At 67.0% G+C, this 17,054-nt stretch carries 15 protein-coding genes; 7 read left to right on the top strand and 8 right to left on the bottom strand.

From position 1 onward, the window contains the following. Nucleotides 1-28: 28 nt before the first annotated feature. Nucleotides 29-1,615 (top strand): acyl-CoA synthetase, encoded by a 1,587-nt coding sequence (locus ON43_RS02775; protein ID WP_040803126.1) that lies wholly within the window; start codon nt 29-31, stop codon nt 1,613-1,615. A 16-nt stretch (nt 1,616-1,631) separates the two neighbouring features. Here ON43_RS02775 and ON43_RS02770 read toward each other — a convergent pair whose 3' ends face one another. The 4 genes from ON43_RS02770 to ON43_RS02755 form a co-directional block, all read right to left on the bottom strand. Next, a complete protein-coding gene (locus ON43_RS02770; RefSeq protein ID WP_051177808.1) occupies nt 1,632-2,273 on the bottom strand; it encodes a response regulator transcription factor in 642 nt (213 codons plus the stop codon). A 90-nt stretch (nt 2,274-2,363) separates the two neighbouring features. Beyond that, the gene (locus ON43_RS02765; protein WP_040803125.1) at nt 2,364-3,365 is read right to left on the bottom strand and encodes a sigma-70 family RNA polymerase sigma factor; all 1,002 of its coding nucleotides are present in this window, start codon (nt 3,363-3,365) and stop codon (nt 2,364-2,366) included. A 114-nt stretch (nt 3,366-3,479) separates the two neighbouring features. After that, nucleotides 3,480-5,129, bottom strand: a complete 1,650-nt coding sequence (locus tag ON43_RS02760; protein WP_040803123.1) for an acyl-CoA synthetase — start codon at nt 5,127-5,129, stop codon at nt 3,480-3,482. Nucleotides 5,130-5,227: 98 nt separating this feature from the next. Continuing rightward, complete coding sequence (locus tag ON43_RS02755) at nt 5,228-6,265, bottom strand: LLM class F420-dependent oxidoreductase (protein WP_040803121.1); 1,038 nt, start codon at nt 6,263-6,265, stop codon at nt 5,228-5,230. A 93-nt stretch (nt 6,266-6,358) separates the two neighbouring features. On the opposite strand from ON43_RS02755, the gene ON43_RS02750 reads away from it, so the two are divergent. The 4 genes from ON43_RS02750 to ON43_RS02735 are packed head-to-tail and all read left to right on the top strand — an operon-like array spanning nt 6,359 to nt 9,946. Continuing rightward, entirely contained in the window at nt 6,359-7,324 is a 966-nt protein-coding gene (locus ON43_RS02750) for a Zn-ribbon domain-containing OB-fold protein (RefSeq protein WP_040803120.1), read from the top strand. A 17-nt stretch (nt 7,325-7,341) separates the two neighbouring features. Continuing rightward, on the top strand, nt 7,342-8,370 hold the full coding sequence (locus tag ON43_RS02745; protein ID WP_040803117.1) for a thiolase family protein: 1,029 nt from the start codon (nt 7,342-7,344) through the stop codon (nt 8,368-8,370). Then, a complete protein-coding gene (locus ON43_RS02740; RefSeq protein WP_040803115.1) occupies nt 8,367-9,533 on the top strand; it encodes a thiolase family protein in 1,167 nt (388 codons plus the stop codon). The genes ON43_RS02745 and ON43_RS02740 overlap by 4 nt, the downstream gene beginning before the upstream one ends. Further along, nucleotides 9,530-9,946 (top strand): nuclear transport factor 2 family protein, encoded by a 417-nt coding sequence (locus tag ON43_RS02735; RefSeq protein ID WP_040803113.1) that lies wholly within the window; start codon nt 9,530-9,532, stop codon nt 9,944-9,946. The genes ON43_RS02740 and ON43_RS02735 overlap by 4 nt, the downstream gene beginning before the upstream one ends. Before the next feature lie 72 nt (nt 9,947-10,018). On the opposite strand, the gene ON43_RS02730 is transcribed toward ON43_RS02735, so the two are convergent. Then, nucleotides 10,019-11,218, bottom strand: a complete 1,200-nt coding sequence (locus ON43_RS02730; RefSeq protein WP_051177814.1) for a cytochrome P450 — start codon at nt 11,216-11,218, stop codon at nt 10,019-10,021. 206 nt (nt 11,219-11,424) lie between these two features. Between ON43_RS02730 and ON43_RS02725 the strand changes: the two genes are divergently transcribed. Both ON43_RS02725 and ON43_RS02720 read left to right on the top strand, forming a co-directional pair. Further along, nucleotides 11,425-12,591: a steroid 3-ketoacyl-CoA thiolase gene (locus tag ON43_RS02725; protein ID WP_040803110.1), complete on the top strand. Its 1,167-nt coding sequence runs from the start codon at nt 11,425-11,427 to the stop codon at nt 12,589-12,591. 358 nt (nt 12,592-12,949) lie between these two features. Further along, complete coding sequence (locus ON43_RS02720; protein WP_011207048.1) at nt 12,950-13,366, top strand: helix-turn-helix domain-containing protein; 417 nt, start codon at nt 12,950-12,952, stop codon at nt 13,364-13,366. A gap of 610 nt (nt 13,367-13,976) precedes the next feature. On the opposite strand, the gene ON43_RS02715 is transcribed toward ON43_RS02720, so the two are convergent. The 3 genes from ON43_RS02715 to ON43_RS42090 are packed head-to-tail and all read right to left on the bottom strand — an operon-like array spanning nt 13,977 to nt 16,784. Further along, nucleotides 13,977-15,011, bottom strand: a complete 1,035-nt coding sequence (locus ON43_RS02715) for a hypothetical protein (protein WP_040803109.1) — start codon at nt 15,009-15,011, stop codon at nt 13,977-13,979. Further along, complete coding sequence (locus tag ON43_RS02710; protein ID WP_040803108.1) at nt 15,008-15,520, bottom strand: ImmA/IrrE family metallo-endopeptidase; 513 nt, start codon at nt 15,518-15,520, stop codon at nt 15,008-15,010. The genes ON43_RS02715 and ON43_RS02710 overlap by 4 nt, the downstream gene beginning before the upstream one ends. Nucleotides 15,521-15,530: 10 nt before the next feature. Continuing rightward, nucleotides 15,531-16,784, bottom strand: a complete 1,254-nt coding sequence (locus ON43_RS42090) for a hypothetical protein (protein WP_051177807.1) — start codon at nt 16,782-16,784, stop codon at nt 15,531-15,533. Between the last annotated feature and the right edge of the window lie 270 nt (nt 16,785-17,054).

Here is a 17,054-nt window from a genome sequence, read left to right as displayed (position 1 = left end):
TCACACCCGCGAAAGCCACTGTGAGCCCATGGCTTTCAATGTGGCAGACCTTTTCGAACACGCGGCGGACGCGGTCCCCGATCGGACCGCCTTGATCTGCGAGGATCGCCGGTTCACCTATCGCGAACTCGACCGGCGCGCCAATCGGCTCGCCCATTACCTGGCGGCCCGGGGCATCGGCGCGGGCGATCATGTCGGCGTCTATTCCCGCAATTCCGCCGAGGCTCTCGAAACGATGCTCGCGACATACAAATTGCGGGCCGTCTCGGTGTGCGTGAACTATCGATATGTGGCCGGCGAGGTGCGCTACATCGTCGAGAACGCGGATCTGAAAGCGCTGGTGCACGAGGCGGAATACGGCGATATCGTGGCCGAGGTCCGGGCATCTGCGCCGGGTTTGTCCGAGGTGCTCGCGATCGGACCGGACTATGACGCGGCACTGGCCGCGCACTCCCCCGACCGCGATTTCGGCGCGCGCAGCGGCGACGACCTCTACATCCTCTACACCGGCGGCACCACCGGCATGCCCAAGGGCGTCATGTGGCGGCACGAGGATGTGTGGCGCGCACTGGGTGGCGGCATCAACCACGTGACCGGCGAATACGTCTCGGACGAATGGGAATTGGCGAACAATGCCAAATCCGCGCCGGACGGCATCGTCATGGCCCCGCTCTCCCCGCTCATCCACGGTGCCGCACAGTGGGCGGCCTTCCTGGCCCTGAACTCCGGCGGCACCCTGGTCTTCGTGCCGCGATTCGATGCCCACGAGGTCTGGCGGATTGTCGAGCGCCATCGGGTCAATGTGCTGACCGTGGTCGGCGACGCCATGGCCAAACCGCTGCTGGAGGCGTATCACGAAGGCCGCTACCAGGTTCCGTCCCTGTGGGCGCTCAGCAGTCACGCCGCGCTCTTCTCGCACTCGCTGAAACAGCGGTACATCGAGCTGTTCCCCAACCTGTTCATCACCGATGTGATCGGCTCGTCGGAGAGCGGCAGCACCGGATTATCGGTGGTCACAAAGGATTCCGACCACACCCAGGGCCCGCGGGTGCGCTTCGGCGCACAGTCCGCGCTGCTGGACGACGACGGCAAGCTGATCGAGCCCCGCCCCGGAGCCGTCGGCCGGATGGCGCGCACCGGGCATGTGCCGCTGGGCTATTACAAGGATCCGGAGAAGTCGAAGACGATCTTCTTCGAGATCGACGGCAAACGCTATGTAGTGCCGGGTGATTATGCCCGCTACGAGGCGGACAGCACCGTCACGCTGCTGGGCCGGGGCTCGGAGTGCGTCAATACCGGTGGCGAGAAGGTGTTCCCGGAGGAGGTCGAGACCGCGCTCAAATCCCACCTGGACGTCTTCGACGCCCTGGTGATCGGCATTCCGGACGTACGCTTCGGCCAGGCCGTCGCGGCGGTGGTGCAGCCCCGCCCGGGCGTCGAGCTCGCCCTGGCCGAACTCGACGGGCATCTGCGCACCAAGGTCGCGGGATACAAAGCGCCGCGCGGGTATTGGCTGGTCGAGGAGGTCATGCGCCAGCCCAGCGGCAAGGCCAACTATCCCGCCGCCAAGCGATACGCGGCCGAGCACGCCGACACCATGCGCGTGCCCCGCTGACCGAGCGAGCCGTCGCTCAGCTCGACAGTCCGAGTTCGCGCACCCGCGCACCCAGCTGGAATCTGGTGCTGACATCGAACCGGTCCATGAGCTGAGCGACATAGCGCCGATACGTGCGCAGCGAAACACCCAGCGCCCGCGCCGCGGTCTCGTCCTTCACCCCGGCGAAGAGCTGCTCGACCACCGCCAGCGCGACCGCGTCGAGACCGCCGTCGCGCAGTTCCAGGTGGTCGCGCAGCTGACGCGCGGAATGCCAGGTGCGGACGGCGAATTGGTGCACCACGCCGAGCAGCGTGGGCTCGGCGACCAGATAGCCGCGCGACTCCGCACCCGGCACCGCCGACCACAGCGCCGCCCGCTCCCGGTCCACGATCAGCGCATTGCAGAAGTCGGTATCGGTGACCCGGATCCGCGAGCCGAGCGAGAACTGCCGCAGTACCGACTGCCGTCCCCGGCTGCCCACGTAGGCCGACGAGAGCAGCAGCCGCACCTGTTTCCCGGCCTCGTGCAGCTGCCGGAACACCATGTCCTCGGACCGGTATTCGGTCTCCGGCCGCACCGGGCGGGCAATGGCCATGACCGCCTCGTGGCGGACCTGCCCGAGCATGTCGCGCAGGCTGTCCACCAACCGCTCTTCCGCCAGCTGCTCCACGGTCACCGCCGCTCCCCCGTCATTCCGGCACGCTTTTGGCCGGAATCCACCACGCTGCCATGGATCCCGGCCAAAAGCATGCCGGGATGACGAGGCTTAATTCGGGCGGAGTTCCATGGGGAGGCCGAAGAGGGGGAAGAGCTTTTCGGTGTCGAGGAAGAAGGTGAGGCCGGAGATGCGGTCGCCGTCGAGTTCCAGGGTGGTGATGGACCAGGGGGTCCACAGGCCGGGCTCGTCGCTGGGCTTGTAGTGGCCGAAGGCGGGGAGGCCGTTGGCGCCCTCGAGGGGGATCATGCGGGAGTCGCGGCAGGCGTGGCCGGTGCCGAGCATGAACTCGGCGACGTTCTCCGGGCCGGAGATCCACAGTGAGAACGGCGGCATGGACAGCGCCACATCGGCTTTGAGGAGCTCGGTGAGGGCGCTCATATCGTAGGCCTCGAACGCCTTGACGAAATCATCGACGAGTTTGCGCTGCTGCTCGTTGTTCTCGTCGAAGGGGTCGGAGACGGTGGACTTCTCCTGCACCTTCGACATGGTGGCGCGGGCGCGCTGCAAGGCGCTGTTCACCGATGCCGGGGACACATTGAGCATGTCGGCGGTCTCGCCGGCGGAGAAGCGCAGCACCTCGCGCATGATCAGGATGGCGCGCTGGCTGGCGGGTAGATGCTGCACCGCCGCCACGAAGGCAAGGCGCAGCGTGTCTTTCGTGCTCGCGGCCTCGGCCGGATCGGCGCCGAAGGCGAGCGCGTTCGGAATCGGTTCCACCCACACGTAATCCGGCTCCGGCGCGGGCAGCTGTGAATCGGGGGTCGAGGGGCCGTTCAGGTCCATGGGCCGGGCGCGCCGCTGCGGCCCGTCCAGCATGTCCAGGCAGACGTTCGTGGCGATCTTGTACAGCCACGACCGCACACTGGAGCGGCCCTCGAACGAGTCATACGACTTCCACGCGCGCGTGAAAGTCTCCTGCACCGCGTCCTCGGCTTCGAATGAGGACCCGAGCATTCGATACGCATAGGCGCACAGTTCGCGTCGATGCCCTTCGAAAGAGCGCAATACGTCATCGGAAATCGTGACGGATCTGCTTACCTTCTCGCTCATGGCCAACAGCCTCGCACAGCCCACCGACAAGAAAAACCCGCAAAAATGATCGATGCCCGCCCGCATAGAAAATGCGGACGGGCATCACATCACTGTAATTCGCTGGGCGAGAACTTACTTGCTACTCGAAGCCTGCGCGTGGTTGTCGGCCTCGCGCGCCTCGGTCTGCGCCTTGGCCCACTTGTAATCCGGCTTACCGGCGGGCGAACGCTTGATCTCGTCCGCGTACCACAGGCTGCGCGGCATCTTGTAGGAGGAGATTTCCTTGGTCAGGGTCGGGCGCAGCTCCTCCAGCGTCGGGCGGGCCTCGCCGCGACACTGCACGACCGCGACCACCCGCTGGCCCCAGCGCTCGTCGGGCACGCCGACCACCAGCGCGTCGAAGATGTCCGGGTGCGCCTTGAGCGCGCCCTCGACCTCCTCGGGGTAGATCTTCTCGCCACCGGAGTTGATGGACACCGAGCCGCGGCCCAGCATCGTCACGGTGCCGTCCTCCTCCACCCGGGCGAAGTCGCCGGGGATGGAGTAGCGAATCCCGTTGAACACCTTGAAGGTTTCGGCGGTCTTCACCGGGTCGTTGTAGTAGCCCAGCGGGATGTTGCCGGTGCGGGCCAGCATGCCGACCTGGCCGGAACCGGCCACGACCTCGTTGCCGTTCTCGTCGATGACCTTGGTGGAGCCGTCGATCTTCACGCGCGGGCCGCCGGTGTGGGTGGCGCCCTTGGCCGCCACGGCCAGACCGCCGAAGCCGGTCTCCGAGGAGCCGATGGAGTCGGTGATGAGCGCGTTCGGGAACCGCTCGATGAACTCGTCCTTGAAGGCGGGCGAGAACAGCGCGGCACTCGAGGCCAGCACCCACAGGCTCGAATGGTTGTACGGCGCACCGGTTTCCGGGTTGCCCTCGGCCACCGCGTCGAGCATCGGGCGGGCCATGGCGTCACCGGTAATAAAGATCATGTTCACGCCGTGGTTCTCGATGGCGCGCCACACCCCGTGCCCGCTGAACTCCGGCAGCATGACGGCCTTACCGCCGTCGAAGAGGCTGTGCAGGGTCGCGGTGAACGCGCCGCCGTGGATCAGCGGCGGGATCGGGTAGCGCACCATCTGCGTACTGCCGCTCGCGCCGCCCTTGGCCTGCTCCCACTCGTCCTCGATGAAGACGCCGGTGTAGAAGTTGATGCCGCCGCCGAGGACGCGCCACCAGTCCTCCTGCCGCCACATGACGCCCTTGGGCATGCCGGTGGTGCCGCCGGTGTAGATCATCATGATGTCGTCGGAGGAGCGCTCCTCGAAGTCGCGCTCGCCGTGCGAACCGGCCAGTGCCGCTTCGTATTCCACCGCGCCGGGGGGCAGCGGCAGGTCGGTGCCGTCCTCGACGGTGATGACGGACTTGATGGCCGGCACCTTCGGCAGCACATTGGCGACCTTGTCGCTGTAGCGACGCTCGTGCAGCAGCGCGACCATGTCCGAGTTCTCGAAGATGTACTGCAACTCGTTCTCAACGTACCGGTAGTTCACGTTGATCATCACGGCGCGCGCCTTGAAGATGGCCACCATGGCCTCCACGGCCTCGATGGTGTTGCGCGAGTACACGCCGACCTTGTCACCCGGCTTCACACCCTGTTCCTGCAGGTAGTGCGCCAATCGGTTGGCTCGATCCTCCAATTCGGCGTAGGTCACCGAACGCGAGTCGTCAACCAGTGCGACACGTTCCGGCATGAGGTCGATGGTGTGCTCGACGAGGTCCGCAATGTTGTAGCTCACAGGATCAAAATAGAACGTGTTCTTGTGTGTGACAAGCCACAAATCCCACTCAGTCGATGGACCGAATGTGCCCCCTGTCACACACAGTACAACCAAACCTACGATTCGATCAGCGGACGGAGCTGCTCGAACTGCGCCACATCCCGGACGCCGATGAGCATCATGGTGACCCCGGCCTGCTCCCACACCTTCAACTGCTCACGCACCTCGGCCTCATTGCCGATGATGGTGGTGTCCAGGATCAGCTCGTCCGGAACCGCCGCGGCCGCTTCTGCTTTGCGGCCGGACCGGAACAGCCGGGTGATCTCGTCGACCGCCTCGCCGTATCCCATCCGGCGATAGACCTCGGCGTGGAAGTTCAGCTCCTCCGCGCCCATGCCGCCGATGTACAGCGCGCTGTAGGGCCGGATCGCGTCGAGCGCAGCCTTGCGATCGTCGGTCAGGATCACCTGGGCGGTGGCCGCGATCTCGAAATCCTCGCGCGAACGCCGCGCACCCGGCCGCGAGAAGCCCTCGTCGAGCCACTCGTTGTACATATCGGCCAGCCGCGGCGTGTAGTAGATGGCCAGCCAGCCGTCGGCGATCTCCGCGGTCAGCGCCACGTTCTTGGGGCCCTCCGCACCGAGCCAGATCGGCAGGTCCGCGCGCAGCGGATGGGTGATCGGCTTGAGCGGCTTGCCCAATCCCGTTGCGCCCGCGCCATTGAACGGCAGCGGATAGGCCGGACCCGGGCTGGTCACCTTGGCCTCGCGGGCCAGCACCTGCCGCACGATCGAGACGTATTCGCGGGTGCGGGCGAGCGGTTTGGCGAAGGACTGCCCGTACCAGCCCTCGACCACCTGTGGGCCGGAGACGCCGAGGCCGAGAATGTGCCGTCCGCCGCTGAGGTGGTCGAGGGTCAGCGCGGCCATGGCGGTGGCGGTCGGCGTGCGCGCCGACAGCTGGACCACGGAAGTGCCCAGGCGGACCCGGCTGGTGTCGGAGCCGTACCAGGCCAGCGGCGTGAACGCGTCCGACCCCCAGGATTCCGCGGTGAAGACGGCGTCGAAGCCGGACTCCTCGGCGGCCAGCACCAGCTCCCGATGATTGGCGGGCGGCTGCGCGCCCCAATATCCCAGTTGCAACCCAAAGCGCATTCTCGCGTTCCTTCCTAGAACATCCGGGGCCGGTCGACAGGGCCGCAGCCGCAGCTCTTGCCACCATCACTAGAACCTGTTCTACTCGATCTCGTGACTCTGGGGAACACCGAAGTACTGTCCGCACCGCTGCGGATGCAATTCGACTACACCCGCTCCACCGGTCCGATCATCGGTCGCTTCCTCACGGAACTGCGATCCGGCAAGGTCGTCGGTGTGCGGGGTTCCGACGGGCGCGTGATCGTGCCGCCCGCGGAATTCGATCCGAAGACCAGCGAACCGCTCTCGGAGTTCGTCGAGGTCTCCGACGTCGGGACGGTCCAGACCTGGTCCTGGGTGGCCGAGCCGCTGCCGGGCCAGCCGTTCGACCGGCCCTTCGCCTATGCGCTGATCAAGCTGGACGGCGCGGACACCGCCATCCTGCACGCGGTGGACGTGGCCTCGCCCGAGGACATCTCGACCGGTCTGCGGGTGCGGGCGCGCTGGGCCGCCGAGCGCACCGGGCGCATCCAGGACATCGCCGCCTTCGAGCCGGGCGAGACCTCCACCGCCCCAACGCCTTCCGCGGATGCGGGCGAGCCCATCACCGGCATCGTGACCCCGGTGGACTTCTCCATCAAGCACACCGCCGCCCCGCAGGAAGCCGTCTTCCTGAAGGGCCTCATGGAGGGCAAGCTGCTGGGCGCCCGCGCCCAGATGGACGGCAAGGTGTACTTCCCGCCCCGCGGCGCCGACCCGCGCGACGGCTCGCCGACCGACGATTTCGTCGAGGTGTCCGACACCGGCATCGTCACCACCTTCTGCATCGTGAACGTGCCGTTCATGGGCCAGTCGATCAAGCCCCCGTACGTCGCCGCCTACATCCTGTTGGACGGCACCGACATTCCGTTCCTGCACCTGGTGCTCGGCATCGAGGCGAACGAGGTCCGGATGGGCATGAGGGTGAAGGCCGTGTGGAAGCCGCGCGAGGAGTGGGGTCTTTCCATCGGAAACATCGACCACTTCCGGCCGACCGGCGAACCGGACGCCGACTACGACTCTTTCGCGCACCACCTGTAGAGAGGCGCTGAAATACCTTGAGCAACACAGACATCGCGGTCGTCGGGTTCGCCCATGCGCCGCACGTGCCGGAGACCTTCGGCACCACAAATGGCGTGGAGATGCTCGCGCCGTGCTTCCAGGAGCTGCACGCCAAGCTGGGCACCAGCGTCTCCGATATCGACTTCTGGTGCTCCGGCTCCTCGGATTACCTTGCCGGGCGGGCGTTCTCGTTCATCTCGGCGATCGACTCCATCGGCGCGGTGCCGCCGATCAACGAGTCGCACGTGGAGATGGACGCGGCCTGGGCGCTGTACGAGGCGTACGTGAAACTGCGCTCCGGACAGGCGAAGACGGCGCTGGTGTACGGCTTCGGCAAGTCCTCCGCCGGCACCCTGCGTCAGATCCTGAGCCTGCAGACCGACCCGTACCTGGTCGCGCCGCTGTGGCCGGACTCGGTGTCCATGGCCGGGCTGCAGGCCCGTGCGGGCCTGGACGCGGGCAAGTGGACCGAGGCCGATATGGCCGCGGTCGCCGCCCGCAGCACCGGCGGCGACGCCGACAAGCTGCTGGCCGAGGCGAAGGTCGCGGATCCGTTCCGCGCCCACGACATCGCGCCGATCACCGACGGTGCGGCCGCCATCGTGCTGGCCGTGGGCGATCGCGCCCGCGAGCTGTGCGAGCGCCCGGCCTGGCTGACCGGCATCGCCCACTACATCGACACCCCGGTGCTGGGCGCGCGCGATCTGACCGTCTCGGAATCCGCGGCCAAGGCCGCCAAGGCCGCGATCAACGGTGCCGGTGGCGATTTCGACGTTGCCGAGCTGCACACGCAATACAGCCACGAGGAGCTGATCCTGAAGCAGGCCATCGGCCTGAACGGGAACACCCGCATCAATCCCTCGGGCGGTCCGCTCGCGGGCAACCCGATGTTCGCGGCCGGACTCGAGCGCATCGGCTTCGCCGCCACCGAAATCTTCAATGGCACCGCGAATCGCGCACTGGCACACGCCAGTTCGGGCCCCGCGCTGCAGCAGAACCTGGTCGCCACCCTGGAGGCACGATGACCTTGCCAGCCGCTGTCCTGGGTACCGGACAGACTCATCACGTGACCAAACGGTCGGATGTCTCCATGGCGGGCATGGTCCGCGAGGCCATCGACCGGGCGCTCACGGACTCCGGCCTGACCATGGCCGATATCGACGCGGTCGTGGTCGGCAAGGCCCCCGACTTCTTCGAGGGCTCCATGATGCCGGAGCTGTTCCTCGCGGATGCCTTGGGCGCCACCGGAAAACCGCTGCTCCGGGTGCACACGGCCGGCTCGGTCGGCGGCTCCACCGCCGTCGTCGCCGCCAATCAGGTGCAGGCGGGCGTGCACCGGCGGGTGCTGGCCATCGCGTGGGAGAAGCAGTCCGAGTCCAATGCCATGTGGGCGCTGTCGAATCCGGTGCCGTTCACCAAGCCGGTCGGCGCGGGCGCGGGCGGCTACTTCGCCCCGCACGTGCGCGCCTACATCCGCCGCGCCAATGCCCCGCTGCACGTGGGCGCGATGGTCGCGGTGAAGGACCGCCGCAATGGCGCGCGCAACCCGTTCGCGCACCTGCACCAGCCGGATATCACCCTGGAATCGGTGATGGCGTCCCAAATGCTGTGGGACCCCATCCGTTTCGACGAGACCTGCCCGTCCTCCGATGGCGCGTGCGCCATCGTGATCGGTGACGAGGAGTCGGGTAGGTCGGTCGAGGCGCAGGGCAAGAAGGTGGCGTGGATCCACGGCACCGCCATGCGCACCGAGCCGCTCGCCTATGCGGGCCGCGACCAGGTGAACCCGCAGGCCGGACAGGAGGCCGCCAAGGCGCTGTGGAAGCAGGCCGGGATCACCAACCCGCTGGAAGAGATCGACGCGGCCGAAATCTATGTCCCCTTCTCGTGGTTCGAGCCCATGTGGCTGGAGAACCTGGGCTTCATGCCCGAGGGCGAGGGCTGGAAGCTCACCGACGCCGGCGAGACCGCCATCGGCGGGAAGCTGCCGGTCAACCCGTCGGGCGGCGTGCTCTCCTCCAACCCGATCGGCGCCTCCGGCATGATCCGCTTCGCCGAGGCCGCCAAGCAGGTCATGGGCCGCGCGGGCGACTACCAGGTGGAGAACGCGCGCAAGGCGTTCGGCCATGCGTACGGCGGTGGCTCGCAGTACTTCTCGATGTGGGTCGTCGGGAGTGAGCAGCCGTGACCACCACGACCGAACACCCGGCGCGGGTAGCGGGCGCGGCCTCCCAGGCCGCGGTCCGCGCCAAGGACAAGGACGCCTGGGTGGCGCTGTTCGCCGCCGACGGGATCGTGGAGGATCCGGTCGGGCCGTCGTTCTTCGATCCGGAGGGCGTGGGACACCGCGGCGCGGAGGCCATCGCGGCGTTCTGGGACAAGGCGATCGCGCAGACCGATTCGATCGAGTTCCTCTTCGACGACTCCTTCGCCTGCGGGCGCGAGGTGGCCTTCACCGGCCGCATCCGCACCACCATGGGCGGCCACATCATCGACGCGGAAGGCGTTTTCACCTACAAGGTCGATGAGCACGGGAAAATCCTGGCCCTGCGCGCCTTTTGGGAAACCGAGCGCGCCATGGCGACGATGAAAAAGGTCTAGACCTCTTATCGGGTCCGAAATACAAAGCGGGCGACTGGATTATCCAGTCGCCCGCTTCTTTTCTTCTCAGGCTCAGTGCTTCACCGGGCAGCCGCCCTTGTAGTCGACCTGAAATTCCTTGATGCCGTTGAGCCAACCCGACTGCAGGCGGCGCGGATCCCCGAGCTTCGAGATGTCGGGCATGTAGTCGGCGATGGCGTTGAAGATGATCTCGATCTCCAGCCGCGCCAGGTTCGCGCCGATGCAGAAGTGCGCGCCGGTGCCGCCGAAGGACAGGTGCGGGTTCGGGTCACGCAGGATATTGAAGGTGTACGGATCCTCGAACACCTCCTCGTCGAAGTTGGCCGAGCGGTACGACAGCACGACCCGCTGACCCTTCTTGATCTGCACGCCACTGACTTCCACGTCCTCGAGCGCGGTGCGCTGGAAGGAGCTGACCGGAGTCGCCCAGCGAATGATCTCGTCGGCGGCGGTCTTGGGCCGCTCCTTCTTGAAGAGCTCCCACTGCTCGGGGTTCTCCAGGAACGCGATCATGCCGTGGGTGGTGGCATTGCGGGTGGTCTCGTTGCCCGCGACGGCCAGCATCATGACGAAGAAGCCGAACTCCTCCGGCAGCAACGCCTCACCGTCCATGTCGGCCTCGACCAGCTGGGTGGCGATGTCGTTGGCCGGGCAGGCCCGGCGGGCCTCCGCCATCTGGTAGGAGTACCCGAGGATCTCGGTGGAAGCGACGACCGGATCGGCGTCGGATTCCGGATCGTCGTAGCTGGTCATGTCATTGGACCACTGGAACAGCTTCTTGCGGTCGTCCTGCGGCACACCGATCAGTTCGGCGATGGCCTGCAGCGGCAGCTCGGCCGCCACCTGCTCCACGAAGTCACCGGTGCCGGACTCGACCGCGGCCTTCACAATGGCCTCGGCGCGGGCGGTCAGCTCGGCGCGCAGGCCGTTGATGACGCGCGGGGTGAAGCCCTTGGAGATGATCTTGCGGAGCTTGGTGTGCTCGGGCGCGTCCTTGTTCAGCAGGACGAAGCGCTGCAGATCGATCTGCTCACGGGTGATGTCGTCCTGGAACCGCGGGATGGCGGTGTTCTCGTAGGTGGAGAACACATCGTCGCGGCGCGAGACGGTCTTGACGTCCGCGTGCTTGGACAGCACCCAGAAGCCGTCGTCGGTGAAGCCGCCCTTCTGCGGATCCTTGGGATTCCACCAGATGGGGGCGCTGCGGCGCAGTTCGGCTAGTTCCTCGACCGGCACCCGGTGCGCCCACATCTCCGGGTCGGTGACATCGAATCCATCCGGCACTCCGGGCCGGGCTGCAGCGTCCACCACCAGCAGTCTCCTTTGACCAACTGAAACACGTTCTACCGCTATTGAAGCACAGGAGGTAAAACAAGAGAAGGGACTAGGTAATAGTCCGGAACAGGCTTACGTTACTGGTTGTGAACTCGTTGCAGTTCTAATCCGGAAGGACAGACATGGGTACTCCCGTCATCGTCGAGGCCGCGCGCACGCCCATCGGCAAGCGCAACGGCTGGCTCGCCGGCCTGCACGCCGCCGAGCTGTTGGGTGCGGCGCAGCAGGGCGTGCTCGAACGCGCGGAACTGGATCCCGCGCTGGTCGAACAGGTCATCGGCGGCTGCGTCATGCAGGTGGGCGAGCAGGGCAACAACGTCACCCGCACCGCTTGGCTGCACGCCGGGCTGCCGTGGCAGACCGGCGCGGTCACCATCGACAACCAGTGCGGTTCGGCGCAGCAGGCCACCGGCCTGGTGGCCGGGCTCATCGCCACCGGCGCCATCGAGATCGGCATGTCCTGCGGTCTCGAGTCCATGAGCCATGTTCCATTGGGCGCCAACGTCGGAACGCACGCGGGCCCGCGGCGTCCCGCGTCCTGGAACATCGATATGCCCAATCAGTTCGAGGCGGCCGAGCGAATCGCCAAGCGGCGCGGCATCACTCGCGACGATGTCGACGCGCTGGGTGAGCGTTCGCAGCGGCTGGCCGCGCAGGCGTGGGCCGAGGGCCGCTTCGACCGCGAGGTGCTGACCATCAAGAACGCGCCGCAGGTCGACAAGGAGGGCAACCTCACCGGCGAGTTCGCCGATATCAGCCGGGACCAGGGCCTGCGCGAGACCACCCGCGAGGGTCTGGCGAAGCTGAAGCCGGTGATAGAGGGCGGAATTCACACCGCCGGCACCTCCTCGCAGATCTCCGACGGCGCATCCGCGGTGCTGCTGATGGACGAAAAGGCCGCGCAGCGTGAGGGATTGCGCCCGCGCGCCCGCATCGTGGCGCAGGCGCTCGTCGGCGGCGAGCCCGAATTCCACCTGGACGGTCCGGTTCAGGCGTGCGAGCGACTGCTCGAGCGCTCCGGCATGAGCATGTCCGACATCGACTTGTTCGAGATCAACGAGGCTTTCGCGTCCGTGGTGCTGTCCTGGGCCTCGGTGCACAAGCCCGACTTCGATCGGGTGAACGTCAACGGCGGCGCCATCGCCATCGGCCACCCCGTCGGCAGCACCGGAACCCGCTTGATCACAACGGCTTTGCACGAGCTGGAGCGCTCGGACAAGAGCACCGCCATGATCCTGATGTGCTGCGGCGGCGCGCTCGCGACGGGCACGATCATCGAACGGATCTAGTCTCTCAATGATTTTCGGCCAGGTTGAACGTTCATCCGTCCCGGCGTGAAACGTGGCGTACGCCACACAAACTTCGGTACAGACAAGAAGATGAGACGTCAGCTATCTTATGGCTACCCGAGGCCCGTCCGGGAAGACCCTCGCGACGGGCCAGAACCGGGGCTCTTAAGCGCTCGGCAAGAACCGTAGCGTTGGCCCGCAAACGCCCAAGCCACAGCGGGTGAACCGGATCACCGCCTAGAAGCTTCAAGGAAATCACGAATCAGGCGTAGGTTTTCAGTTACTGAGCCGCTAATATCAATGATACGTATCCGAGATAACGACTGTTAGTACAGCGAAGGGAATTGGGCGGCTCACAATGGCTGATTTCGCGGCGCGGCTGAACAAGCTGTTCGAAACCGTGCATCCCCCGGGGCGTAAGCCGCACACGAACGCAGAGGTGGCGGCTGCCTTGACGGCCTCCGGCCATCCGATCTCGAAACCGTATCTGTCGCAGTTGCGGTCGGGACAGCGCACGAACCCGTCGGATGAGACGGTGGCTGCTCTGGCAAAGTTCTTCAAGGTCAAACCGGACTACTTCTTCAACGACATCTACGCGGCGAAGATCGATCACGATCTCGAGCTGCTGTCCCAGCTGCAGGGCTATGGACTCCGTCGTCTGTCGAGTAGGGCGTTCGACCTGTCCGAAGAATCTCAGAACCTACTCACCTCTATGGCGGAGAAGTTGCGGGCCAGCGAAGGTCTGCCCGAAATTCCTCCGGACGGCACGGAATAGGCACTGCCACAGAGCAACACAGTGCGGCTGTCTCGGAGGCCGCACTGTGTTGGTTTGTTACAGGGCTTCCTCCAGACCTGACATAGGCCGGGTCACCGGTGACGCTTGCAGGGCGGCACCGGTGTCCTGGCGGACCATTCGGTCCGAGTGAAGGATGTTGCACCGGTCTCAGCGTGCTGAGGTCATGTGGCGTAGACCCCTGCGCTGGTGCATTATGCACAAACCTGGCATATCGCTGCCCGGGCGTTCCCGGACGGACGAGTGAGTTTGTTTGTGCACTATGTCGTTTTGTGCACTGTGAGTGTTTCGCCCCCAATGCACCATCTGCGACAAGCAAGAGTGACAACTTCAAGTGACAAGTAAGTCCCGTACCACGCACGGCGGGTTCGATGAGACGAAACCTCGGATACGAAGTCTCCTCGAGAAGGCCCGACGGAATGCCACGCCCTTGGCAATCACGCGAGGTACGGGACTTGCTCATTTGCGACAAGATCGCATTTACGTCAGTGATCTTCGCGTGATCAACTTCGGAAGCGCTCGACAGGTATTCCGGAGCGCTTCCGGATGGTAATGGCTGAGTAAATGACTACCGCTGTGCCGAGCTCTCCTACTACCGCTGTGCCGAACCCCGGATCGCAGTCGGCGCACCCGCACCGGCCGCGGCATCATAGGCCCGGGCGATCGCCTGCACCCAGCCGCGCGGACTGACACCCGCGGGCGGCGAGATCCAGCGGCCGTCGATGACCACCTCTCCGAACGGATTCCGCGCCCAGTCGGCCACCCGCTGCGCGCGCTCGGCCACCGAGACCGGCGGCGCACCCGCCGCAGCCAGCTCGACACCGCCGCCGGACTGCAGGTAGAGCGCGTCCATGATCTGCGCGACCTGGTCGGAGGCCTTGAGCTGGGTGCCCGATCCGGTCTGCTCGTGCGCCACCACCTCCGGGAAGCGGGCGATCAGCACCCGGTGCAGGGTGCGAATCTGCTTGAGCAGCACCCGCGCTCGCCACCACAGCTCGATCACGATCCAGACCGCGCCCATGGCGATGAGCATGGCGGCCAGCTGCCACACCGGCCAGAACCAGCCCTCGTGCTCGGGCTGCGGCATCGGTTCGCCGTTCGTCAGGCGGCGAATCGACAGGGCCGCGAGCACGCCGACCACGAAGGTGCCGGCGGTGTAGAGCGCGATGCCGCGGCCCAGGGTGGTCCAATCCAGGTTGCGCACACCGGTGATCACGATGAACACGCACTCCAGCAGCACGATCACCCAGCCGAAGGTGATGGACCAGAGCAGGGTCAGGATCATGGCGAGCGCGCCGCCCGCGTAGATCATCCAGCCGATCTGGCGCAGGTTCCGGCGCGACACCACCGGCCAGGCGGCAGCCGCGACCACCGAGGTCGCGGTCGCGAACATGATCCAGGCCGCGGTCACCACTCGATCGCCGAGCCAGTTGCCGTGCACTCCCCCGGGGGCGAGATGGTCTACGGCCACACCGATTTCGGGCACTCCGACGGTGACGGCCAGCGCCACCGCGGCGACCGCGATGACGATCGCCACCCGTGCCGTGGTCGCGGGTTTCACCAGCACGCGTCCGACCCGTGCGCCCGAGGCCATCCAGACCAACATGGCCACCAACCAGAAAGTCATCCGAGTGCCTCATCGAATCGAAGGACCGAGACGCCCGCGCCCCGGCTGTGGAACACCCGCAGTCGAGTCATGAGCATGCTCGCGAAGGTTTCCGCCTCCCACTCGCACTGCTCGTCGTCGCCCAGATCGACCGCCTTCTGATGCGCGCGCTGGCTGAGCATGTAGGCGATGAGATCGTCGCTGGCCTCCAGCACCACCTCGGTCGCCGCCTCGCCCGGATGGTCGAAGACGATGTGGCCCAGTTCGTGCGCGAGGGTGTGCTCGCGGCTGGGCAGCGCCTGCGCGAGCACGATCACATCGCGGTCCGGATAGCTGCGGCGCTGGCCGCAGACGCCCGGACCCAGTTGGGCACTGGCGATCTCGATGGGCCGCCGCCGCTCCGCGGAGATGGCCAGCACCACCTCGTCCAGATCGGTGGCGTCGAAATCGGCCGCCACCGCGCATACCGCGTCCACCGCCGCGGCCACCCGGCGGTAGGACCCGATGCTATGAGCCTTGCTCTCGGTCATCGCGGTCCCCTCACGCCCTCGGTCCGAAGAATGCGGCGCGGGCGGCATCGATGCGCCCCTGCGCGGCGGACGCGCTCTGGAAGCTCACCGCGCCCGAGCCCGTACCGGCCAGCGCCATGGCGATCAGCCCGCCGATCACCGACAGCGGCTTCCACGGCGGCAGCGGGGTGTTGTTCGAGGTGGGCTTCACGTCCGGATTCGGCTGCGCCAGAACGGGAGCCGGGGCGGGCGCGGGTGGTGGCGGGGGCGGCGCGGCGGGCGCGGCCTCCGGTTCGGGGAGCGCGGCGGCCGGGGCGACCACCGCGGGCAGCTGCGGCACGGCCGGGGGCTGCGGGATCTCCAGCGGCACCGGCGGAACCGCGGGGGCGGTCGGCGGCGGGATCAGCAACAGCAGCAAGGGAGAGGCGCAGATGGCGGCGGAGCCGAGACCGGCCGAGCCCAGCACCGCGGAACCCACTGCGGCCGAACCGAGATCGGCAGAGCCCGCGGCGGAACCCGCACCGGCCGAGCCGACCGCGGAACCGATTCCGGCCGAACCCACGCCCGTGGAACCGCCGAGCGCGGAACCCACTCCGGCGGAGCCGATTCCGGCCGAGCCGACCGCGGCGGAGCCGGTGCACAGTGCCGCCAGTCCGGCCGAGCCGACGGCCGCGGAACCCACCGCGGCGGAACCCGTTGCGGCCGAACCGGTACCGAGCAGCAGGCCCAGGATGGCCGAGCCGGTGCCGATGCCCGCCGAGCCGACGCCCGCGGAACCCAGGCCCAGCACCGATCCGGTGCCGACACCGGCGGAACCCACTGCGGCGGAGCCGGTTCCGACCGCGGCCGAACCCGTCGCCGCTCCCGCCGAACCGGTGCCCACGACCGCCGAGCCCAATCCCGCACCGGCGGAGCCGGTTACGGCCGAGCCGGTGCCGAGAGCGGCGGATCCGGTGCCACCGAGCACGGTGCCCAGTCCGGCCGATCCGACGGCGGCGGAACCGACACCCGCAGAACCCGCGGCGGCCGAGCCGCTTCCGAGGCCGAGCAGAATGGCGAGCAGATCATCAGGGCCCGCCACCGGCTGCGGCGCGCCGTTCACGGCCTGTGTCTGACCGCCGATAGGCTGCGACTGCGGAGTCGGCTGGCCGGGATCCTGCCCGGCGGGTACGGGATCGAGCGGGATGCCACCCGGCTGCGCCTGCGCGGCAGCGGGCCCGAGCAGCGCCGAGCCGGCGACAGCTGCGATCACTGCCACCAGGCGCATTGCACGATCGACGATCATGCGACAGCCATCCCCTCATCGATACCGCGCACTTGGCTTGTCTCCGCACCAGGGGTGCGGAATCCCGATCCGCACCGGCAGATCGAGACAGGTTCGAACTCACACTGTCGCCCCGATTGCCAGACCTTTGCGGAACGCGGTCATCCTAACGGTCACCACGCCATCCCGCACAAGTCCCGATCGCATTAGGGGTGCCCACAAACCGTACGCCTGTGCGACCCCCTACGTATCCAATATCACCAAGCGCCCCAGCCCAATTGGCCTAGACCA

The sequence above is a fragment of the Nocardia concava NBRC 100430 genome (assembly GCF_000308815.1).
Classification (GTDB): domain Bacteria; phylum Actinomycetota; class Actinomycetes; order Mycobacteriales; family Mycobacteriaceae; genus Nocardia; species Nocardia concava.
Note: the sequence above shows the minus strand (reverse complement) of the source record. Positions and strands in the feature narration are given on the sequence as shown.